We start from the raw sequence: 20,959 nt of genomic DNA, 5'->3' as shown, positions 1-20,959 counted from the left end.
CAGGCCGTTTCGGGGGCTAACATCATCAGCCTGCCTGCTTATCATGGATACCGCCGTTGCCCACTTTTATCCGCCATATCGAATTTTTCACGCCGGACGGCTATCCGGGCCAGGTGGCGCGCTGCCATTTTGCGCTGGCGGAGTATCGCGACGAGAGTTTTCCCGAGGCGGGCTTTGCGCTGCCGGATCATCTGGCGCGCGCGGTGCCGAAGCGCCGCGCGGAGTATCTGGCCGGGCGTGTTCTGGCGCGGCAGCTGTTGGCGCAGCTCGGTTTTGCCGACTTCACCCTGGCGCGCGGCGAAGATCGCGCGCCGCAGTGGCCGCCGGGCATCGCCGGGGCGCTGAGCCATAATTCGGATACCGCGCTGTGCGCCGTGCACCGCGAGAGCGGGCTGGGTGGGGTGGGGCTGGATGTGGAGACGCTGCTCTCCGCCGTGCGGGCGGAGGAGCTGTGGGGGGCGATCGTTTCCCCGGCGGAGCGCGAGGCGTTGCTGCGCGAGGCGCTGCCGTTCAATGAACTGCTGACGCTGACGTTTTCCGCCAAAGAGAGCCTGTTCAAGGCGCTTTATCCGCAGGTGCGCTGTTACTTCGATTTTCTCGATGCGCGCATGGTCGGCGTGGATATGCAGCGGCAGACGTTTGTATTAGCGCTGCTTAAGACGTTGACGCCAGATTGCCCCGCCGGCCGCCGGTTTAACGGGCGCTTTTGGCGTGAAGGTGACGATGTCACGACTTTTATTTTCTGCTAAAACACAATAATAACAGTGTGTTATTTCTTACTTTGCCGTAACGCGGATTTGCCGCAGCGGGCGGAAAGATTCATTCATCGGAGATTGACCCACGGTGGGGATCCGGTGTAATTTATCCTCCTTTTATGGCTAATGATAATTATTCGCATAAACATTATCATTGGTAAGGCGCAACAAAGGAGTGGTCTAGTGGCGACACTGACGACAGAAAACCAAACCTTCCCCGGGTTTGTGTACGCCGAACAATCGACCTTTTTGTACCGGTCCGAATTCCGTTCCCTCTCCGCCGATGGCGTGTTCGAGCGTATCGAGACGCCGGCGTTCGGCGGTGAGCAGGAAGGCAGCGCGCTGGCGCAGCATATCCGCCAGGCGCTGGCGCGCGCCAAAGCTGCCGGCCAGGAGACGCCGGTGGTGGTGGGCGCCATTCCGTTCGATACGCGCCGGCCTTCCAGCCTGTACGTGCCTGAAAACTGCCAGTTTGTCGCCAACGACAGCTTTACCCGCGCCGCGCGCCCGATGCTGCAACAACCGCATCGCCTAGCTGCCTGCACCAGCATTCCGGACGAGCCGCGCTTCAAGCACGCGGTGGCGGAAGCGGTCAGCCGCTTTAAACAGGGCAAGCTGGACAAGGCGGTGCTGTCGCGCATCCTCGACATTGAGCTGGAGCAGCCGGTGGCGGGCCACCAGATCCTCAATAACCTGATGGTGCAGAACCCGACCGGTTATCACTTTTCCCTGCCGCTGGCCGATGGCGGCGTGCTGATCGGCGCCAGCCCGGAGTTGCTGATCCGCAAGCAGGGCGGCGAGATCCACACCAATCCGCTGGCGGGCTCGGCGCGCCGTCAGGACGATCCGCAGCAGGATCGCCTCGGCAGCGAGCGCCTGATGCGCTCGACCAAAGACAAATACGAACACAAGCTGGTGATCGACGACATTCGCCGCCACCTGGCGCCATTGTGCGCCAGCCTGAGCGTGCCCAGCGGCCCGTCGCTGCTCAGCACCGGCACCATGTGGCACCTGTCCACCCGCATTCGCGGCGAGCTGCTGAACCCGAATCTCAACGTGATGCAGCTGGCTTGCCTGCTGCATCCGACGCCGGCGCTGTGTGGCTTCCCGACCGAGAGCGCCCGCCAACTGATCGCCGATCTGGAACCGCACGATCGCGGCCTGTTCAGCGGCATCGTCGGCTGGTGCGACGCCAACGGCGACGGCGAGTGGGCGATCGTCATCCGCAGCGGCCTGCTGCGCGGCAACCGGGTGCGATTGTTCGCCGGCGCGGGCATCGTCGCCGCTTCGACGCCGCAGTCCGAGTGGATGGAAACCGCCGCCAAACTGGGCACCATGCTCAACGCTTTCGGCCTGAACAGCGGCGCGCTGTAGGCCTCTTTGCGGCGCCGTGCGCGCCGCGTCATACGCTTTCGCAGGAGACAACGATGAACAACAACATGACCCGGCAGCGTGCCCGGATGGCGGTGTGCGCATGAGCATTCAGATGGACTTCACCGGCAAACGCGTGTGGGTGACCGGCGCGGCGCGCGGCATCGGCGAGCAGATCGCCCGGCATTTTTTGACGCAGGGCGCCGAGGTGGTGGGATTTGACCGCGAGTTCGCCAACCCGGATCTGCCTTACCCTTGCGTGACGCTGGACATCAGCCGGCCGGAGCAGGTGGAGGCGGTGTGCCGCCAACAGCTGGCGGAGAACCCGCGACTGGACGTGTTGGTCAACGCCGCCGGCATTCTGCGCATGGGCAATACCGAAGATCTGAGCGTGGATGACTGGCATCAGTGCATCAACGTCAACGCCTCGGGAGCGTTTTACCTGTTCCGCGCCGTGCTGCCGCACTTCAAGGCGCAGCGCAGCGGGGCGATCGTCAGCATCGGCTCCAACGCCGCGCACGTACCGCGCGCGCAGATGGCGGCCTACTGCGCCTCCAAGGCGGCGCTGACCAGCCTGAACCACTGTGTGGGGTTGGAAATGGCGCCGTTCGGCGTGCGCTGCAATCTGGTGTCGCCGGGCTCGACCGACACGCCGATGCAGCGCGGCATGTGGCAAACCGACGACGCGCAACAACGCACCATCGCCGGCTTCCCCGAGATGTTCAAGCTGGGGATCCCGCTGGGCAAAATCGCCCGCCCGGATGAGATCGCCAACGCGGTGTTGTTCCTGGCCTCCGATTTGGCCAGCCACATCACCATGCAGGACATCGTGATCGACGGCGGCGCCACGCTGGCCGCCTGAGTCAGACCCGCTGGCGGCGCAGCAGGTGCTGCGCGCCTTCCGCCGCCAGCAGCAGCACCGCCAGCCAGATCGCCAGATAGGTCGGCCATTCGCTTTGGCCGATGCTTTCGCCGAGCAGCAGCGCGACGATCACCAGCAGCACCGGTTCCACATAGCTCAGCAGGCCGAACAGGCTGAACGGCAGCAGGCGGCTGGCGAGGATGTAACACACCAGCGCCACGGCGCTGATGACGCCGAGCAGCGGAATGCGCCAATACAGCTCGGCATTGATCTGCAGCGCCGCCGCGCCGCCGTCGCCGAAGGCGAACCAGGCCGCCGCCGGCAGCATCAGCGCCAGCTCGCACCACAGCCCGCCGAGATTGTCGGTGCCGAAACGCCGCCGCAAAATAAAGTAGAGCGGATAGCCCAGCGCCACCACCAGCGTCGGCCACGAGACGCCGCCCGCCTGATACAGCTCATTGCCCACCCCCACCATGGCGCACGCCACCGCCAGCTTTTGCAGCAGCGACAGCCGATCGCGGTAGATCAAACGGCCCGCCAGCACCATGGTCAGCGGCAGCAGAAAATAGCCGAGCGACACGTCGAGCGCCTTGCCGTGCAGCGGCGCCCACAGGAACAGCCACAGCTGCACCCCCAGCAGCGCCGAGGTGAGCAGCAGGCCCAGCAGGCGCTGCGGCCGTTGGCCGATCCAGACCAGCGTGTCGCCCACCTTGCGCCAATCGCCGGACAGCGCCATAAACAGCGTCAGGAACGGCAGCGTCAGCAGCGTGCGCCAGCCGTAGACCTGCTCGCCGTTCAGCGGGGTGAGGGTAGAGGTGAAATAATACATCGCGCCGAACAAGATGGAGGCGACGACCGAAAGAGTGATGCCCTTAATCACACGCATTCCTGGTGAGTGATTGATTTTATGGCGGCTACTGTAGAGAAATTTGCCGCCAACGACAATGGCGTTGCCGAGCGCTGGACAATCGGCGGCGGCGGGTTACAATGAATGCTGTGTATTCATACAGGCTTTGGCGATGACAATCGATCTTTTTGAAGACGCGCTGCCGCCGCCGTGGCGCGAAGAGATCGCCCCCGGCGCGGTGGTGATGCACGGCTTCGTGCGCGATCACGGGCCGGAACTGCTGGGGGCGGTGCAGGGTGTCGTCGCCCAGGTGCCGTGGCGGCATTTGACCACCCCCGGCGGGCACGTGATGTCGGTGGCGATGAGCTGGTGCGGCAACGGCTGGACCAGCGACAGCCGCGGTTACCGCTATTCGGAACGCGACGCTCGCAGCGGCAAACGCTGGCCGGCCATTCCCCCCATCCTGATGGCGCTGGCGGACGAAGCCGCGCAGCAGGCGGGATTCGGCCCCTTCGTGCCGGATTCCTGTCTGATGAACCGTTACGATCCGGGCAGCAAGCTGTCGCTGCATCAGGATAAAGACGAGCACGACTTCGGTGCGCCGATCGTCTCGGTGTCGCTCGGGCTGCCGGCGGTGTTTCAGTTCGGCGGGCTGCAACGCAGCGACCGGGCGCGGCGCATCCCCTTGGCGCACGGCGATGTGGTGGTATGGGGTGGCCCGGCGCGGCTCTGTTTTCACGGCATCCTGCCGGTCAAGGAGGGCTACCACTCGCTGGTGGGGCCGCACCGCATCAATATCACGCTACGCAAGGCGCTTTAGCTGCGGCTCTTGCGCCAGGCAGGCGACGAGATAGTCGATAAACACCCGCAGTTTGGGCGGCAGATACTGGTTAGGCGCGTAAAGCAACCACAGGCCGCCGTGATAGCTGCTGAGGAAATCCCACTCCGGCAACACCTGCACGATCTCGCCGTCGTCGAGCGCCTGGCGGGCGGTAAAATACGGCAGGCTGCCGATGCCGATATGCTGTTTCACCGCGTTCAGCCGCACGCCGGTGTGGTTGGCGGCGTAGCGGCCGCGCACGTTGACCGTCACCGTTTTGCCGCTGCGGCGGAACTTCCATTGCGCGTCGCTCGGCGTTTCGCCCAGATAGATGCAGCTGTGCGCCGCCAGATCGTGCGGGTGCTGCGGCGTGCCGTGCTGCGCCAGGTAGTGCGGCGTGGCGCACAGCAGATGGTCTATTCTCATCAACTGGCGGCCGATCAACCCGGGCGACGGGCGATCGGTGATGCGCAGCGCCAGATCGACCCGATCGTCGATCAAATCCATGTAGCGATCTTCCAGCCGCAGCCTCACGTCCACCTTCGGGTAGCGGCGCAGGAACTCCGGCATGTGCGGATGCAGCACGAAGCGGCCCACCGCCTTGGGCACGCTGACGCTGACCAGCCCTTCGGGCTCCACGGCGCCGCGCCCGCCGATCGCCATGACCGCGTCGGCCGCCGCCAGCAGGGTGCGGCAGTGCGCAAACACCTCTTCGCCGCTTTCGCTCAGCCGCAGTTTGCGGGTGGTGCGGTGCAGCAGCTGCAGCGCCAACGCCTGCTCGAGCTTCGCTACGCTGCGGCTGACGGCGGAAGGCGAAGTACCCAGTTTACGGGCAGCGGCGGAAAAGCTGCCGCTTTCTACCACCTGAACGAAAACGGCCATTTCGGGCAACAGGGCGTAAGAAAGATTTGTGCTCATGACGCAAAGGTCCATTGTGATGGCGGCGGATTATCCATCGATTATGACATGAATATAATGGCTCTTCGAACCGAGGAGAAAAATGATGACCGAACGACGTTATTACTACAGCGACGATGTACAGGGCCAGGCGCAGGTGTTGAGCTGCGCGCCGGCCGAGGCGGGCGCTTACGCCGTGGTGCTCGACGCCACGCTGTTCCACCCGCAGGGCGGCGGCCAGCCGTCCGACGTGGGGACGTTAGGCGGCGTCGCCGTGCTGCGGGTGCAGCAGCAAGGGGATACCGTGCTGCACTTTACCGCCGCGCCGCTGCCGCTCGGGCCGGTTACGATGCAAATCGATGAAGCGCAGCGCCGCCTGCACGCCCGCTGGCACTCCGGCGGGCATCTGATCGGCTGGCTGGGAGAAACCCGAGGCTGGCGGCCGGTCAAGGCGCATCATTGGCCGGGGGAAGGGCGCATCACGTTTACGCCAGGGCCGGATGCGCAGACGGTAGAAGCGGACTTTTTGCAGGCGGAGCTGGCGCGTTTGATCGCCGCCGATTTACCCCGCCGCCAACAGGCGGTGGAGGGGATGCGCCAGGTCGGCTTCGGCGAACTGCCCGCCTACGGCTGCGGCGGCACTCATGTCGCTAGGCTGGGCGAGGTGGGAGCGGTGATCGTCACCGGTGTCAAAATGAAGAAAGGGCAGCTGATCGTGCAGTATGAGCTGGGGTGACCCCCCTTGATTATCGTACCCCGTACGAGTAGGCTGGAGGGAACGATCGCAGGAGGCGATGATAATGGACTATCTGGAGTTTATCGAAACGACCGTTTTCAGCCGAAAGCGGGCTGAATTGATGAAGGATGATGACTTTCAGGCTTTCCAAAGCTATTTGCTGTTGAACCATCATGAAGGGGATACGATCAGCCACACGGGCGGATGCAAAAGGATACGCTGGGGGCTGGACGGAAAGGGAAAACGCGGCGGCGTAAGAGTGATTTATTATCTGACGGCGCCCAGCGGCCGAGTCTATTTATTGTTGATATACCGTAAAAATGAAAAGGATGATTTATCCGGACAGGAAAAGGCGATATTGAGATCCATCGTTCAACAACTTGATTAACGATGGCGAAATTGCGTGACGAAGGAATTAAAGCATTATGAAAAAAGAACTTTTCGACGATTTGGTCAGCAGTATGAACGAAATGGTGGCGATCGAAAAGGGTAAGATGACGCCAAAATCCGAGCATGTTCACCGTCATGCTATTCCAGACGTCAAGCTGCTGCGCAAATCCCGTGGGATGAAGCAGGCGGAGTTTGCCAAGGCTGTGGGGGCCAGCGTGGGATTGGTGCAAAGCTGGGAGCAGGAACGCCGCATACCCTCGGGGTCGGCACTGAAACTTCTGCTGCTGATTGAGCGTAACCCGGCATTGCTCGATGAGTTGCTGATGATTTAAATCATACTCAACGCCCGGCCTGCCGCAGCTGGGTGCAGAACGCGCATTGGCATCCCGCTACCGGCACCGCCGCGCAGCTGCCGATGTTCACCGGCTGGGCGTCCATGGCGTGAAAGCCGTAAAACAGATTTTCGATGTTTTGTTCCGCCGCGCGCGCCTGTTCCGGGCGCGGTTCGGGCACTTTCGACTGAAACGCCGCGGCCTTGCCGGCCAGCAGGCTGAGAAACAGCAGCGACAGCTGGATTTTCATCGTCGTCTTCCTTTGGCTTGAGTTCTGATACGTTATAACAAAACCCCATCAATGCCAAGCGGCGGCGCTGCGGCCATTCACGGTATTTTTACGCACTGCAACAGTTCCTCATTCAAATAACACTTCGACACATTTCTTGCCGATACGCTGACTAATAATTCAAATTACAAAAATTGCCTCGCTAAACGAATATTTAGATACTCGCTGTGCGGCCTGGCCAGTGCTGACACGTTTTTAAATTCTGAGCATACAGAAAGATGCCTCTGTAGGTATCGTCACGCACTCTGGACAGGACATCGCCACCATGGGCTCTTTTTTTAAGCAGATCTACCGCTATTCCCACGCGCGCCCCTATCGGCATAACGAAAACCTCTGGCCCTACGTGAAGATCGCGCGCGGCGAAGGCGGTGAAATCGCCGCCTTATGGTACAAGCACCGGGCGGTGCCGATCGTCACGTTGAGCGAACTGCGCAGCAGCTGCCGGGGGGAGGTGCTGCTGACGGCTACGGGCCCGTCGGTGAAGGCGCTGCGCTTCGAAAATATTCCCGCCATGCCCGCCATCGGGGTCAACGGCGCCTATTGCCTGCATCGGCAGGTGGATTTTCGCTTCTACGTCATCGTGGACATGGGGTTTATCGACAGCCGCCCAGAGATCGTGCGCGACGTCATTCAACGGCCTGGGCTGACGCTATTCACCACCGTGCACGGCGTGGCGCGCATTCTCGAGCGCTTTGGCCCGGCGGCGATCGGCTGCCGATTGGCGATCGTCGAAGACGCGGCCTGCAAGATTTACCGCCCCCGGATCGACAGCGGCGCGCTGTGGCATCACTACTGCCGGGAAAACGGCGTGGTCTTTGCCGCCGAGAACCGCATGCTCGGCTTTAGCCAGGATATCCGCTGCGGCATTTTCGATGCCGGCACCGTGGCCTATTGGGCGCTGCAAATCATCGCCTATCTCGGCTTCAAGCAGCTCTTTATCGCCGGACTGGACATGAACAACTTCCACCAGCCGCGCTTTTACGAAACCGAGCAGGATCGGTTGCCGACGTTTCTGGCGGACAAGGTGGAGTCGCTGGTGATCCCCGCTTTTCGACACGCCGGCGCGATCATGAAAAAGCAGCAGATCGCGATTAAAAACCTCTCCCAGCACAGCGCTATCGGCAGCGATATCTTCGAGAAGGTGGACGGCAATGTTTACTTTCAGCAAGCCTGAGCGGTGTTATCGCTTCGGCAGCGCGCTGTTTTTAGCCTTCGCGTTTTTCAGCGCGATCTTTTGTGGGCAGACCCGCGTCAACAACCTGTTTCATTTGGCGGCGCTGCTGTGGCTGGCCGCCGTATTCACCTGGCCGCCGCTGCGGCGGCAGCTGTGGGCCAATCGTCAGGCGCGCTGGGGCGGCGGGCTGGCGCTGATATTTTTGCTTTATTATTCCCTCAGCGCGCTGTGGGGCGAGACACCGGGCGACATGCCGTCGGCCCTGACCCACAGCGCCTATATCCTGCTCTACCTCGCCTGGCTGGTGACGCTGCTCGACGGTGAGCGGCGTCATCAACTGCAGTGGGCGATGCTGGCCGGCATGACGGCGCTGTGCCTGTATCTGACGCTGGTCGACGCCCCGTCGATTTATCATCTGCGGGAAACCACCGCCCGCAATCCGGGGCCGAGCAACGTGATCGATCTGGCCGGTTACGCCGCCATCGCCATTTTGTTGAGCCTGATGATTTTCCGCGATACCGGGCAAAAAGCGGCGCTGTGCTTTATCCCGCCGCTGCTGGCATTCATGGTGCTGACGCAAAGCCGCGGCCCGTTTATCGCGCTGGCGCTCGCGGTGGTGGTGGCGATGCCTTATCGACACCGGCCGGGACGGTGGCTGTGGTTTCTGTTGCCCGGCGCGCTGGCTGGGGTTCTCGCCGTCGTTTACAGCGCGATCGGCGAAATGTTGCTGACGCGTTTTGGCGAGCTGTATCAACAGAGCTTTGTTCGCATCAGCATCTGGCGCCACAGCCTGGCGCTGATCGAACAGGCGCCGTTCTTCGGCTACGGCTTTGATAAGCAGCTTAACTTTCTCAATTACACCGGCGAGCTGAACCACACCACGCACAGCCTGTACCTTGGCGCGTTGCTGAAGGGCGGCTGCGTGGGTTTCCTGTTGTTGCTGGCGCTGCTGGGATACGGCGCGCGGCTCGCCATCGCGCACTGGCGCGCAGGGCGGCGCTGGGAGGCGGGCCTGTTTCTGTTTATGCTGGTATTTTACAGTTCGCAGGGCATGTTTGTGATCGCCAATCCGGCGGAGTTTTGGTACCTGTTTTGGCTGCCGCTGGCGTTGCTGCTGTCGCAGCCTAAACGGATCGGGACTGTGCGGACGGCAGCGCCGCCAGCGTCTTCTCCAGCACCTGTTCCGCCGCGATGATGCTGAGCGGCTGGCGGCGCTCAGCGGCACTCAGCGCGGCGCTGTCAACCGGCACGTGCATCACCTGATGCCGTTCGCTGTCCTGATAGGGGCCGGTATGCCGCGGGTTAGCGGTGACGAACAGGCTGACGGTGGCGGTTTTCAACGCCACGGCGAGGTGGAGCGGGCCGGTATCGCCGGTCACCAGTACCTGCAGATTGGCGATCGTCGCCAGCAGTTGCGGTAGCGTGGTCGCGCCGATATGGCTTACCACCCGCTGTTGCTGTTCCTCGCTCAAACCCGCCATAAATTCCTGCTCGAGGCTGCGCTCCGCCTTGCTGCCAATCAACGCGATCTGACAGTCGGGGGAGTGCGCCAGCAGCCGTTGCGCCAGCGCAATAAAGCGGTCGACCGGCCAGCGGCGCAGCGTTTCGGAGGCGCCCATCTGAAAGCCGATCAGGATCTTGCCCGCCGGTTTCGCCAGCGTGGGAAAAGCGACCGGGATGAACATGTCAGGATTGTCGGTACGGCACCCCAATTGCCCCACCATATCCAGTTTGCGCTGAATCAAATGGCCGCCGGTGCTGCGGCTGACGCCGGTCAGCCAGCGCTCCATGCCGCTCGGTTTGTTGCCGTAAACGTCTTTGAACAGGTATTGGCAACCGGCGGCGATGGCGACCAGCACGTCGTAAGGCGCCTTCGAGTGCAGGATGACCGCCAGCTGTGGCCGGTTTTTTCGCAGGCGCCGGATAACGGCCAACATGTCTTTGGCCTTGTGGTCCCAGTAAATCACGTCATGAAAGCAGGGGCTGCCTTCGACCAGCTGCCGGTTTTTATGGCTGGAGACCAGCGTGATTTGCGCGCCGGGATAGCGTTCGCACAGTGCGCGGATGGCGGGCGTATTGAACATCAGATCGCCGAGGGCGCTGGTGGAGAAAATCACGATGCGTTCAAAGGATTGCTGCGGATCGAAGCTCGCTGCAGGCCGGAAATTGCCCGCGATGCGGGTATAGAGACGTAAACCGGCGTTGGCTGCCGCTATTTTCCACTGTTTAGACATTGCAGTTCGCTTCCGCTTGAGATCGGCGGCCACCGTCTGGCGCCGCGTCGTATCATACAAGTGCGGCAACGGCGGGCCAATGGCCCGCAACAGATTGCGACAGATGCTAACGTTATGTTTGCAATTGTCGCCGCGCGCCGCGCTTACTCCTTCCAGACCTGCGTACTGCGCGGGCTGTCCATCTGATAATCCGAGTAGGGGCGAGTGAAGAACTCGCGCCCCAGTTCGCGGGCGGCCTGTAGCGGATTGCGCGGATCGCGGGCGATCTCGCCGCGCTGGTTGCCGGCGCCGTGCACCACGCCGACGAAGGCGGAATGGGTGTAGCGGCTGAATTCCTGGAGCTGATGCACGATGCCCAACGCCGCGCCGGGGTAGGTCTCTTCCGACGCCACTGCCAGCCCGATGCGTTTGCCGCTCATGCGCTGGCGCACCTGTTCCGCCTGAGGGTAGGCGTTGGAATAGAAGCTGAACGAGCGATCGAAAAAGGCTTTGGTTTGCGCCGACATGCCGTACCAGTAAATCGGCGTGCAAAATACCGCGCCGTCAGCCGGCAGGAAGTGCTCAAGGAATAGCTCGGCGTAGCGATCGGCCGGCGGCGGCGTGTGGCGTTCATCGCTCAGAAAACCGCTCAGGTAATCATCGAGAAAATGCAGACTGGCGGACGTGCCGGCTTCGGCGGCGCCCGCCAGGATCGCCTGCGCCAGCGTGGCGCTGTTGCCGTCGCGGCGCGGGCTGCCGACCAGCACCACCAGACGTTTGGATTGATGAGTTGTATTCATGTCATGTTCCTCGGTATCAAGTGGATTCAGCCCTACTCTAGAAACAAGTGACGGCAGGCGACAAATGACGGCTTTTCTGCCAGGATGATTTCAACTCATCTCAAGAGGCTTCGCCATGTTCGCCACGCTGCCCGTCAACGCGTTACGCACCTTTGAATCCGCCGCTCGCCTGCGCAGCTTCAAGCTGGCGGCGGCTGAGCTGGCGGTGACGCCGACGGCGATTTCGCACCAGATCAAAGCGCTGGAGCAACAGTTGGGGTTTGCGCTGTTCGAGCGGGTGCCGCGCGGCGTGCGGCTGACGCCGAAAGGCGAAACGCTGTTTGCCGGGGTGCACGGCGCGCTGCTGGACGTCACCGCCACGCTCGAGGGCCTGCGGCCGCAGCCCAGCACCGGATCGCTGTGCGTCTCGGTCACGCACTCTTTCGCGGCGCTGTGGCTGGTGCCGCGCCTGGGGCGTTTCTACCAGGCGTACCCGCACTATCTGGTGCGCCTGGAGGCCTGCGCCGAGGTGATCGATCTGCAGCAGGACGCCAGCGTGGACGTGGCGGTGCGTTACAGCCGCACGCAGTATCCCGCGCTGCATCAGACGGCGCGGTTGGAGGAAAGCTTTGGCGTCTACGCCGCACCAGGGCTGGCCGCCGCCGAGCCGGAAAATCCGGTGCTGATCACCGTCAAGTGGGGGGATTCGGCGCTGTACGACAGCGGCTGGCGCGACTGGTGCCGGGCCGCCGGCGTGGACTGGTGGCAGCGCCATGCGGCGATGCGCAGCTATCACGAGGAGCATTACGCCCTGCAGGCGGCGGTGGCCGGGCAGGGGCTGGTGCTTGCCAGTTCGGTGATGGTGTCCGATATGGTGGACAACGGTCTGCTGGTGGCGTACCGGCCGGAGGTGCGCGTACCGGGCGCCGCCTACAGCGTGCTGTGCGCGCCGGGGCGCGAGCGGCATCCGCCGGTCAGGGCATTTCTCGCCTGGCTGCAGCAGGAGCTGCCGCAGGGCAATGGCACGAAATAAAAGTTTTATCGTCCTAAGCTGTGGGAATATCAGCGAACTTTTGTTTTTACTTCACTGCGAGAACCTATCATGAGCCAGCCAAGAACCTCCGATTACCCGATTGATGCGCAATTTATCGAGCGCTGGTCGCCGCGCGCGATGGCCAACGACGCCATCGACGATCAAACGCTGCTGAGCTTTTTTGAAGCGGCGCGCTGGTCGCCATCGGCCTACAACATTCAGCCGTGGCGCTTTGCCTATAGCAAGCACGGTTCCGACAGCTGGGAGAACTACCTGGAATTCCTGATCGACTTCAACCGCGGCTGGGCGCAGCATGCTTCGGCGCTGGTGGTGATCGTCTCCAAAACCACCAGCCTGAACGGCGAACGGCTGGTGGACAACCCGACCCACGCGTTCGACACCGGCGCCGCCTGGGCCAGCCTGGCGCATCAGGCGCACCTGAAAGGCTGGTTGACCCACTGCATGAGCGGCATTCACCACGACAAGATTAAGGCGGCGCTGCAGCTGCCGGACGACTATGCGGTGCACGCCATGGTGGCGATCGGCAAACCGGGCGACAAGGCCCGCCTGCCGGATTTCCTGCAGGAAAAAGAGGCGCCGTCGGGCCGTCTGCCGCTGGGCAAGACCGTCAGCGAAGGGCTGAATTTCACGCTGTGATTGCCCGCTTTCCCTCAGGCCCGCTTGGCGGGCCTTTTTTATGCGGCGAGTAAAACTTAGGGAGTATGTTCTCGTTCGCTTATTCGCTGTATATTTTGTTATATAGCGATGGCGTGATGAGGAGGAAACCGTGGGTGACCATTTTGGCAAAGGGCTGTTGGCGGGGTTAAAGGCGGAGAACCTGAAGCCGGAGACGGAGCTGTCGCGCTTTTGCTCCGACTACAAGCGCGGCTTTGTGCTCGGCTATGCGCACCATTTGGCGCAGCGCTGCGGCGACGAAAACCGGGCGGCGTTCGAGGCCGGGCAGCTGAGCCGCGCCTATGGCCTCGGCAGTGAGCCGATGAGCGAGTTCTTTTCCGGCGGCGACAGCCGGCTGGCGGAGAAGTTTTTCCGCGCCGGCTATAACCGGCCGACGCAGGGCTAGCGCGCGGAGCGTCAGGCGGCGCTCAGCACCGCCACCATATACACGCACGGTTGGTCGCTCTGGTTTTCAAAGCGGCACTCCGCCGGCGGGCCGAGCTCCAGGCAGTCTCCCTCGGCCATGTCATGGCGCGCGTCACCTTCCACAAAGACCAACTCACCGGATAAGACCCAGATCAGCTGGCGCTTGAAGGCATACACCGAAGCCGGCATCGGGATCGTCGCGCCGGCCGGCAGTTCGATACGCACCAGATCGAGCGGCAGATCGGTGCGCGGCGAAACGTGGCGCCGCACGTAGCCGCTCTCCGGATCGACCCAGACCGGTTGATCTTCCCGGCGTAGCAGCCGGCCTTCCTGCGTTTCCGCCCGGGCGATGAGCTTGGACATGCTGAGGCCGAACGCTCCCGCCAGCCTGGCCAGCAGCATCGCTGTCGGGCTGCTCTCGCCGCGCTCGATCTTATGAACCATCGCCCGTGAAACGCCCGCCTGCTCGGCCAGATCGGACAGCGACCAGCGGCGCGCCTCGCGTTCAATGCGAATGCGTGCGCCGATCAGCTGATTTAGATTGTCTAATTTAATATTCATATCGTAGTATTATAATGGACAATTGGCCGGGGTAAACCATGATTATACGAAATGCGACGCTCAACGATAGCGCGGCGATTGCCGCCATCTATAACGACGCGGTGTTGAACAGCACCGCCATCTGGAATGAACAAACGGTGGATGCGGCCAACCGCGCGGCGTGGATCGGCGAACGGCAGGCGGCGGGCTACCCGGTGCTGGTGGCGGTGAACGGCGCGGACGAGGCGATCGGCTACGCGTCGTTCGGCGACTGGCGCGCCTGGGACGGCTATCGCCATACCGTAGAACACTCGGTGTATGTCCATCAGGCGCATCGCGGTGAAGGGATTGGCAAAGCGCTGTTGATCGCCCTGATCGCACGGGCGCGGGAGATCGGCAAGCACGTGATGGTGGCCGGCATCGAATCCGGCAATCAGGCCTCCATTCAGCTGCACCTGGCGCTCGGGTTCCGCGAGGTGGGGCGCATGGAGCAGGTGGGCGCCAAATTTGGCCAATGGCTGGATCTGACTTTCCTGCAGCTGACGCTCGACGAGCGGGCGGCACCGCCGGCGCGCTGATCCCGGGAGACAGGGCGATGAATATGCTATTGCTGCTGATCGCGGCGGGAATGGGGCTGGTGGTGCAGAATCTGCTGATGGTGCGCATTACCGAAAGCGTCTCGACCATCCTTATCACGCTGGTGATCAACTCCAGCGTCGGTTTGCTGCTGTTGGTGGGGTTGCTGCTGGCCAAAAACGGCCTCGACGCGGTGGCGGAAGTGACCGGCGCCGCCAGGTGGTGGATGCTGCTGCCGGGGCTGCTAGGATCGCTGTTCGTGTTTGCCGGTATCCTGGGCTACCAAAAACTGGGTGCGGTGGCCACCATCTCGATCCTGGTCGCCAGCCAGCTGTGCATGGGGCTGCTGGTGGACGTCTACCGCGCCGGCCCGGCGGCGCTGCGCGAGAATCTGCCGGCGCTGTTCGGCGCCTTGCTGCTGGTGGCGGGCGCCTATCTGGTGGCGAAACGCAGCTTTTGACGGCGGCTGAAATGCAAAAAGCCCGCTCGGGTTTCCCTGAGCGGGCTTCTCTAAATATGGCTCCTCTGACTGGACTCGAACCAGTGACATACGGATTAACAGTCCGCCGTTCTACCGACTGAACTACAGAGGAATCGTGTGAACGGGGCGAATAATAGCGGGGCGCCTGGGGTTTGTCAAAGCGCTAAACTGCAAAAAAGTGCGTTTGCTGAGGGAATGAGCACCTTGCGCTGTTTTTCGGCATCTTTCGCCGGCAGGCGCTGATTTTTCCCGCCTGTCTCGTTGTCATATCGCTTGCACAAGCCCTTGCACGGCGATGGTGCAGGGCCACTCTCCCTCTCATGCCCCCTCTCACGCTAGCCGTACGGCCCTGACCCCGTTATCCCCGCCACACGCCGCGCCGCAACTGATATGTAGGATGAATAAGCAAAGAATATGTATTCGTCGTCACAATGGCTGGATTTTTGCTTACCCATTTTTGGGGAATGCGACTGCGCTCTCAAGAAAATTATTTTCCCCGTCTACACATAAAGTGAAAGTTCCGCGCCCCCGGGCGTTCCGCTATACCCGTCATACTTGACGCTGCCTCGGTGTTGGCTGCGAGCATTTACCCCGGTCACTGACCTTGAGTCAGCTCTCGGGGCTCATGCTCTTGCCGCCTGGATGCAACGCCAATTATCTAGGGTATTAAAACAGTGCTGAGGAAGATAACAATGTCATCGAAATTGATAAAAAGTCCGCTCGCTGCTTTGCTCATCGGTTGTTTAGGTACGGCGTTTTCCGCGCAGGCCGATATCGTCATCGGCGTCGCCGGGCCGTTCTCCGGGCCGAACGCCACCTATGGCGATCAGTATTGGCGCGGGGCTTCACTGGCGGCGGCGGACATCAACGCCGCCGGCGGCATCAAAGGGGAAAAAATCAAGCTGGTGCAGGGGGATGACGCCTGCGAACCGAAACAGGCGGTCGCGGTCGCCAACCGGCTGGTGGATCAGGACAAGGTCTCGGCGGTGGTCGGCCACTTCTGCTCCTCTTCCACCATGCCCGCCTCCGAGGTGTATGACGAGGCCGGCATCATCGCCATCACCCCCGGCTCCACCAACCCGCAGGTCACCGAGCGCGGCATGAAGACCATGTTCCGCATGTGCGGGCGCGACGATCAGCAGGGCGTGATCGCCACCAACTACATGCTGGATACCCTGAAGGCCAAACGCATCGCGGTGATCCACGATAAAGACACCTACGGCCAGGGGTTGGCGGACGCGGCGAAGGCGGCGATGAACAAGCGCGGAGTCAAAGAGGTGTTGTATGAAGGGTTGTCGCGCGGTGAGAAAGACTTCAACGCGCTGGTGACCAAGATCGCCTCGGTCAAGCCGGACGTGGTCTACTTCGGCGGCTGCCATCCGGAAGCCGGGCCGCTGGTGCGCCAGATGCGCGAGCAGGGCGTGACCGCCAAATTCTTCTCCGGCGACTGCGTGGTGACCGAAGAGCTAATGACCGCCGCCGGCGGGCCGCAGTACACCAACGGCGTACTGATGACCTTCGGCAACGATCCGCGTCAGATCCCGGAGGGCAAGGCGGTGATCGCCAAGTTCCGCGCCAGCGGCTTTGAGCCGGAAGGGTACACCCTCTATTCCTACGCCTCGATCCAGGCGATCGCTGCCGCCTTCAACGCCACCGGCGGCAAAGACAGCGCCAAGGCCGCCGAATGGCTGAAGTCGCACGACGTCGACACCGTGATGGGCAAAAAAGCCTGGGACCAGAAGGGCGACCTGAAGGTCTCGGACTACGTGGTCTACCAATGGGATGACAAGGGCAAATATCATCAGCTGTAAACGGCCGAACCTTGAAGCTGTAACCCTATGACTGACGGGCTCGCCGCCCTGGCGAGCCCGTTCCGCGATGACCTTTGGGCCGCGTCGGACTGCGTTGGCGGCCTTACCAGGCGAGACTGCTCATTATGGATGTATTCTTTCTGCAACAGCTGATCAACGGCCTGACCCTTGGCGCGGTGTATGGCCTGATCGCCATCGGCTACACCATGGTTTACGGCATCATCGGCATGATCAACTTCGCCCATGGCGAGGTGTATATGATCTCCGCCTACCTGTGCGCCATCGGTTTGGCGCTGCTGTCGTTCTTCGGGCTGCACTCGTTCCCGCTGCTGATCCTCGGCACGCTGGTGTTCACCATCGTCATCACCGGGGTGTACGGCTGGGTGATCGAGCGCATCGCCTACAAGCCGCTGCGCAACTCCACCCGCCTGGCGCCGCTGATCTCCGCCATCGGCATGTCGTTAATCCTGCAAAACTACGCGCAGATAAGCCAAGGGCCGCGCCAGCAGGGCATCCCGACGCTGCTGAGCGGCGTGTTCCGCCTGGAGTTCGACGGCGGCGTGGTGCAGATCACTTACACCAAGGTGTTCATTCTGGTGGCGTCGCTGCTCGGCATGGCGATCCTCACCTACATCATTCAGCGCACCCGGCTGGGGCGCATCTGCCGCGCCACCCAGCAGGATCGCAAAATGGCCTCGATTCTCGGCATCAATACCGATCGGGTGATCTCGCTGGTGTTCGTGATCGGCGCCGCCATGGCCGGGCTGGCCGGGGTGCTGATCACCATGAACTACGGCACCTTCGATTTTTACGTCGGCTTTATCATCGGCATCAAGGCCTTCACCGCCGCGGTGCTGGGCGGCATCGGCTCGCTGCCGGGCGCCATGCTGGGCGGGCTGCTGCTCGGGGTGGCGGAGGCGCAGTTCGCCGGCATGGTGAACTCGGATTACAAGGACGTGTTCTCCTTCGGGTTGCTGGTGGCGATCCTGATCTTCCGTCCGCAGGGCCTGCTTGGCCGGCCGCTGATCGCCAAGGTTTAAGGAGAACGCCATGTCGCAATCTGTGATCAACGGCGGGCTGGACGTTAAACGCAGCCTGCTGGACGCCGTCTTGGCCGGGCTGATCGCCCTGATCGTGTTCGGGCCGATCGTCGGCATCGTGCTGAACGGCTACAGCTTCAACGTCGAGCCGCACCGGCTGGTGTGGATTATCGTCGCGGTGATGGTTGGGCGGCTGCTGCTGAGCCTGTTCCTGCAAACCGCGCCGGGGCGCAGGGTGCTGGCGCGCTTCGACGGTGGCAACGACGGCGTTTACGTGCGGCCGCTGGGCTATAAATCCAACCTGCGCTGGATCCTGCCGCTGATGGCGGCGATCGCGCTGCTGTTCCCGTTCGTCGCCACCAAATACCTGCTGACGGTGGCGATCCTCGGCCTGATCTACGTGCTGCTCGGCCTGGGGCTGAATATCGTGGTCGGCCTGGCGGGGCTGCTCGATCTGGGGTACGTGGCGTTTTACGCCATCGGCGCCTACGGGCTGGCGCTGGGCTATCAGTACCTCGGGCTGGGATTTTGGGCGATGCTGCCGCTGGGGGCGCTGATGGCGGCGCTGGCCGGCGCGCTGCTGGGCTTTCCGGTGCTGCGCATGCACGGCGACTACCTGGCGATCGTCACGCTGGGGTTTGGGGAGATCATCCGGCTGGTGCTGAACAACTGGATGTCGCTCACCGGCGGGCCGAACGGCGTCTCGGTGCCGGCGCCGACGGTGTTCGGCCTGGAGTTCGGCCGCCGCGCCAAAGACGGCGGGGTGCCGATCCACGAGTTTCTCGGCATCGATTACAACCCCAACCTCAAGTTTATTTTCATCTATGCGGTGCTGTTTTTGGTGGTGCTGCTGGTGCTGTACATCAAGCACCGGCTGACGCGCATGCCGATCGGCCGCGCCTGGGAGGCGCTGCGCGAAGATGAGATAGCCTGCCGATCTCTCGGGCTCAATCACGTGCTGGTGAAGCTGTCGGCGTTTATGCTGGGCGCCTCCACCGCCGGGCTGGCGGGGGTGTTTTTCGCCACCTATCAGGGCTTCGTTAATCCGACCTCGTTCACCTTCTTCGAGTCCGCGCTGATCCTGGCAATTGTGGTGCTGGGCGGCATGGGATCTACCCTCGGCGTGGTGCTGGCGGCCTTCGTGCTGACGGTGGCGCCGGAGCTGCTGCGCAGCTTCGCGGAATACCGGGTGCTGCTGTTCGGCGTGCTGATGGTGGCGATGATGATCTGGCGGCCGCGCGGGCTGGTGCGCATCAGCCGCACCAGCTTCGCCGAACGCAAGGGGGTGGCGCCATGAGCGACGCCATTTTGCGGGTGGAGCACCTGATGATGCGCTTTGGCGGCATCAAGGCGCTGAACGACGTCAATCTGGAGGTGGAACGCGGCTCCATCACCGCCCTGATTGGCCCCAACGGCGCCGGCAAGACCACGGTGTTCAACTGCCTGACCGGTTTTTACCGCGCCAGCGGCGGTGCGATCCTGCTCAATACCCACAAGCGGCCGACCGACGTGATCCAGGTGCTGGGGCAGAAGTTCCGCGCCGGCGACTGGATACGCCCGAAGCGGCTCGGCTCGCGTCTCTATTACAAGATGTTCGGCGGTACCCACCTGGTCAACCGCGCCGGGCTGGCGCGCACCTTCCAGAATATCCGCCTGTTCCGCGAAATGTCGGTGGTGGAGAACCTGCTGGTGGCGCAGCACATGCAGAGCAACCGCAACCTGATCGCCGGGGTGCTGAATACGCCGGGCTACCGCCGGGCGGAGAGCGCCGCGCTGGATCACGCCTTCTACTGGCTGGAGGTGGTGGATCTGGTGGACTGCGCCAACCGGCTGGCGGGGGAGATGTCCTACGGCCAGCAGCGGCGGCTGGAGATCGCGCGCGCCATGTGCACCGCGCCGGAGATGATCTGCCTCGACGAGCCGGCCGCCGGGCTGAACCCGGTGGAAACGGCCACACTGAGCCGCATCATCCGTTTTCTGCGCCAGCATCACGGCATCACGGTGCTGCTGATCGAGCATGACATGGGCATGGTGATGGAGATCTCCGATCGGGTGATCGTGCTCGATCACGGCGACGTGATCGCCCGCGGCACGCCGCAGGAGATCCAGCACAACGAGGCGGTGATCGCCGCCTACCTGGGCGCGGACGAAGAGGAGCTGGCGGGATGAGCGAAGCGATGCTGGAATTTCGCGAAGTGGACGTGTTTTACGGGCCGATCCAGGCGCTGCGCCAGGTGTCGCTGCAGGTCAATGCCGGGGAGACGGTGGCGCTGATCGGCGCCAACGGCGCGGGCAAGTCCACGCTGTTGATGTCAATCTTCGGCCAGCCGCGCATCGCCGGCGGGCAGATCCTGTTTGGCGGCGAGGACATCAGCCGCCGCTCCACGCACTACGTGGCGGCCGGCGGCATCGCGCAGGCGCCGGAAGGGCGGCGCATCTTTCCGGACATGAGCGTGGAGGAGAACCTGCTGATGGGCACCATCACCGTCGGTAATCGCTACCTGGAAGAAGATTTGCCGCGCATGTTCGAGCTGTTTCCGCGCCTCAAGGAGCGGCGCAACCAGCGGGCGATGACCCTGTCCGGCGGCGAGCAGCAGATGCTGGCGATCGCCCGCGCGCTGATGAGCCGGCCGAAGCTGCTGCTGTTGGACGAACCGAGCCTGGGGCTGGCGCCGATCGTGGTGCGGCAGATCTTCGGCGTGCTGCGCGAGCTGACCCGCAGCGGCATGACGCTGTTTCTGGTGGAGCAGAACGCCAACCATGCGCTGAAGCTGTCCGATCGCGGCTATGTGATGGTCAACGGCCAGATCCGCCTCACCGGCAGCGGGCAGGCGCTGTTGAACGATCCGGCGGTGAGAAAGGCCTATCTGGGCGGCGGCTGAGCGCCGCCCTTTGGGCAGGGAGGCCTGCGT

The 20,959-nt window shown here is 62.7% G+C and carries 25 protein-coding genes and 1 tRNA gene; 19 read left to right on the top strand and 7 right to left on the bottom strand.

The genetic code is table 11. From position 1 onward, the window contains the following. Positions 1-56: 56 nt before the first annotated feature. From ACUTSC_RS23585 to dhbA, 3 genes are all read left to right on the top strand, one after another. The gene (locus tag ACUTSC_RS23585) at positions 57-749 is read left to right on the top strand and encodes a 4'-phosphopantetheinyl transferase family protein (protein WP_445653571.1); all 693 of its coding nucleotides are present in this window, start codon (positions 57-59) and stop codon (positions 747-749) included. A gap of 189 nt (positions 750-938) precedes the next feature. After that, positions 939-2,129, top strand: a complete 1,191-nt coding sequence (locus ACUTSC_RS23580; protein ID WP_043147656.1) for an isochorismate synthase — start codon at positions 939-941, stop codon at positions 2,127-2,129. A 100-nt stretch (positions 2,130-2,229) separates the two neighbouring features. Further along, entirely contained in the window at positions 2,230-2,988 is a 759-nt protein-coding gene (gene dhbA / locus ACUTSC_RS23575) for a 2,3-dihydro-2,3-dihydroxybenzoate dehydrogenase (protein ID WP_039565253.1), read from the top strand. A gap of 1 nt (position 2,989) precedes the next feature. On the opposite strand, the gene rarD is transcribed toward dhbA, so the two are convergent. Further along, complete coding sequence (gene rarD / locus ACUTSC_RS23570) at positions 2,990-3,868, bottom strand: EamA family transporter RarD (protein ID WP_197772791.1); 879 nt, start codon at positions 3,866-3,868, stop codon at positions 2,990-2,992. A 139-nt stretch (positions 3,869-4,007) separates the two neighbouring features. Here rarD and alkB point away from each other — a divergent pair, with 139 nt between their 5' ends. Then, the gene (gene alkB / locus ACUTSC_RS23565) at positions 4,008-4,655 is read left to right on the top strand and encodes a DNA oxidative demethylase AlkB (protein WP_197772792.1); all 648 of its coding nucleotides are present in this window, start codon (positions 4,008-4,010) and stop codon (positions 4,653-4,655) included. Here the strand turns inward: alkB and ACUTSC_RS23560 are convergent. Beyond that, on the bottom strand, positions 4,638-5,573 hold the full coding sequence (locus tag ACUTSC_RS23560; protein ID WP_197772793.1) for a LysR substrate-binding domain-containing protein: 936 nt from the start codon (positions 5,571-5,573) through the stop codon (positions 4,638-4,640). The genes alkB and ACUTSC_RS23560 overlap by 18 nt on opposite strands. Positions 5,574-5,658: 85 nt before the next feature. On the opposite strand from ACUTSC_RS23560, the gene ACUTSC_RS23555 reads away from it, so the two are divergent. The 3 genes from ACUTSC_RS23555 (at position 5,659) to nadS (ending at position 7,010) form a co-directional block, all read left to right on the top strand. Then, a complete protein-coding gene (locus ACUTSC_RS23555; RefSeq protein ID WP_197772876.1) occupies positions 5,659-6,288 on the top strand; it encodes an alanyl-tRNA editing protein in 630 nt (209 codons plus the stop codon). Between the two features lie 64 nt (positions 6,289-6,352). Further along, positions 6,353-6,676 carry a type II toxin-antitoxin system RelE/ParE family toxin gene (locus ACUTSC_RS23550; protein WP_197768973.1) on the top strand — a complete coding sequence of 108 codons (324 nt, stop codon included), beginning with the start codon at positions 6,353-6,355 and terminating at the stop codon, positions 6,674-6,676. Between the two features lie 37 nt (positions 6,677-6,713). Beyond that, positions 6,714-7,010, top strand: a complete 297-nt coding sequence (gene nadS, locus ACUTSC_RS23545; RefSeq protein ID WP_197768972.1) for a NadS family protein — start codon at positions 6,714-6,716, stop codon at positions 7,008-7,010. A gap of 7 nt (positions 7,011-7,017) precedes the next feature. Here nadS and ACUTSC_RS23540 read toward each other — a convergent pair whose 3' ends face one another. Continuing rightward, the gene (locus ACUTSC_RS23540; protein ID WP_025303447.1) at positions 7,018-7,260 is read right to left on the bottom strand and encodes a hypothetical protein; all 243 of its coding nucleotides are present in this window, start codon (positions 7,258-7,260) and stop codon (positions 7,018-7,020) included. Between the two features lie 304 nt (positions 7,261-7,564). On the opposite strand from ACUTSC_RS23540, the gene ACUTSC_RS23535 reads away from it, so the two are divergent. Beyond that, entirely contained in the window at positions 7,565-8,473 is a 909-nt protein-coding gene (locus ACUTSC_RS23535) for a sugar glycosyltransferase (protein ID WP_445653570.1), read from the top strand. Then, positions 8,451-9,668 (top strand): O-antigen ligase family protein, encoded by a 1,218-nt coding sequence (locus ACUTSC_RS23530; protein WP_197768970.1) that lies wholly within the window; start codon positions 8,451-8,453, stop codon positions 9,666-9,668. Before ACUTSC_RS23535 ends, ACUTSC_RS23530 begins: the two co-directional genes overlap by 23 nt. Here the strand turns inward: ACUTSC_RS23530 and ACUTSC_RS23525 are convergent. Continuing rightward, positions 9,598-10,707: a glycosyltransferase family 9 protein gene (locus ACUTSC_RS23525; RefSeq protein WP_197772794.1), complete on the bottom strand. Its 1,110-nt coding sequence runs from the start codon at positions 10,705-10,707 to the stop codon at positions 9,598-9,600. The genes ACUTSC_RS23530 and ACUTSC_RS23525 overlap by 71 nt on opposite strands. 143 nt (positions 10,708-10,850) lie before the next feature. Beyond that, positions 10,851-11,486, bottom strand: a complete 636-nt coding sequence (locus ACUTSC_RS23520) for an NAD(P)H-dependent oxidoreductase (RefSeq protein WP_197772795.1) — start codon at positions 11,484-11,486, stop codon at positions 10,851-10,853. Between the two features lie 115 nt (positions 11,487-11,601). On the opposite strand from ACUTSC_RS23520, the gene ACUTSC_RS23515 reads away from it, so the two are divergent. From ACUTSC_RS23515 to ACUTSC_RS23505, 3 genes are all read left to right on the top strand, one after another. Beyond that, a complete protein-coding gene (locus ACUTSC_RS23515) occupies positions 11,602-12,498 on the top strand; it encodes a LysR substrate-binding domain-containing protein (protein ID WP_197772796.1) in 897 nt (298 codons plus the stop codon). A gap of 69 nt (positions 12,499-12,567) precedes the next feature. Beyond that, positions 12,568-13,155, top strand: a complete 588-nt coding sequence (locus ACUTSC_RS23510) for a nitroreductase family protein (RefSeq protein ID WP_033635168.1) — start codon at positions 12,568-12,570, stop codon at positions 13,153-13,155. Positions 13,156-13,285: 130 nt separating this feature from the next. Continuing rightward, entirely contained in the window at positions 13,286-13,579 is a 294-nt protein-coding gene (locus ACUTSC_RS23505) for a DUF2623 family protein (protein ID WP_038878018.1), read from the top strand. Between the two features lie 11 nt (positions 13,580-13,590). Here the strand turns inward: ACUTSC_RS23505 and ACUTSC_RS23500 are convergent, their stop codons facing one another. Beyond that, complete coding sequence (locus ACUTSC_RS23500; RefSeq protein ID WP_445653569.1) at positions 13,591-14,160, bottom strand: helix-turn-helix domain-containing protein; 570 nt, start codon at positions 14,158-14,160, stop codon at positions 13,591-13,593. A 38-nt stretch (positions 14,161-14,198) separates the two neighbouring features. Here ACUTSC_RS23500 and ACUTSC_RS23495 point away from each other — a divergent pair, with 38 nt between their 5' ends. Both ACUTSC_RS23495 and ACUTSC_RS23490 read left to right on the top strand, forming a co-directional pair. Then, positions 14,199-14,717 carry a GNAT family N-acetyltransferase gene (locus ACUTSC_RS23495; RefSeq protein WP_055313291.1) on the top strand — a complete coding sequence of 173 codons (519 nt, stop codon included), beginning with the start codon at positions 14,199-14,201 and terminating at the stop codon, positions 14,715-14,717. Positions 14,718-14,734: 17 nt separating this feature from the next. Beyond that, positions 14,735-15,175: a DMT family transporter gene (locus tag ACUTSC_RS23490; protein ID WP_197772797.1), complete on the top strand. Its 441-nt coding sequence runs from the start codon at positions 14,735-14,737 to the stop codon at positions 15,173-15,175. Positions 15,176-15,232: 57 nt separating this feature from the next. On the opposite strand, the gene ACUTSC_RS23485 is transcribed toward ACUTSC_RS23490, so the two are convergent. Continuing rightward, positions 15,233-15,308 (bottom strand) — tRNA-Asn (locus tag ACUTSC_RS23485). A 580-nt stretch (positions 15,309-15,888) separates the two neighbouring features. Between ACUTSC_RS23485 and ACUTSC_RS23480 the strand changes: the two genes are divergently transcribed. The 5 genes from ACUTSC_RS23480 to ACUTSC_RS23460 all read left to right on the top strand — a co-directional run bounded on the left by ACUTSC_RS23480 (position 15,889) and on the right by ACUTSC_RS23460 (position 20,929). Beyond that, entirely contained in the window at positions 15,889-17,007 is a 1,119-nt protein-coding gene (locus ACUTSC_RS23480) for a branched-chain amino acid ABC transporter substrate-binding protein (protein WP_443006813.1), read from the top strand. 125 nt (positions 17,008-17,132) lie between these two features. Further along, complete coding sequence (locus tag ACUTSC_RS23475) at positions 17,133-18,047, top strand: ABC transporter permease subunit (RefSeq protein ID WP_004928592.1); 915 nt, start codon at positions 17,133-17,135, stop codon at positions 18,045-18,047. Between the two features lie 10 nt (positions 18,048-18,057). After that, positions 18,058-19,344 (top strand): high-affinity branched-chain amino acid ABC transporter permease LivM, encoded by a 1,287-nt coding sequence (livM, locus tag ACUTSC_RS23470; RefSeq protein ID WP_197768079.1) that lies wholly within the window; start codon positions 18,058-18,060, stop codon positions 19,342-19,344. After that, a complete protein-coding gene (locus ACUTSC_RS23465; RefSeq protein WP_033635209.1) occupies positions 19,341-20,216 on the top strand; it encodes an ABC transporter ATP-binding protein in 876 nt (291 codons plus the stop codon). The genes livM and ACUTSC_RS23465 overlap by 4 nt, the downstream gene beginning before the upstream one ends. Beyond that, the gene (locus ACUTSC_RS23460; RefSeq protein WP_197768078.1) at positions 20,213-20,929 is read left to right on the top strand and encodes an ABC transporter ATP-binding protein; all 717 of its coding nucleotides are present in this window, start codon (positions 20,213-20,215) and stop codon (positions 20,927-20,929) included. Before ACUTSC_RS23465 ends, ACUTSC_RS23460 begins: the two co-directional genes overlap by 4 nt. Positions 20,930-20,959: the final 30 nt, after the last annotated feature.

Source organism: Serratia sp. TSA_105.2 (genome assembly GCF_052692115.1).
Note: the sequence above shows the minus strand (reverse complement) of the source record. Positions and strands in the feature narration are given on the sequence as shown.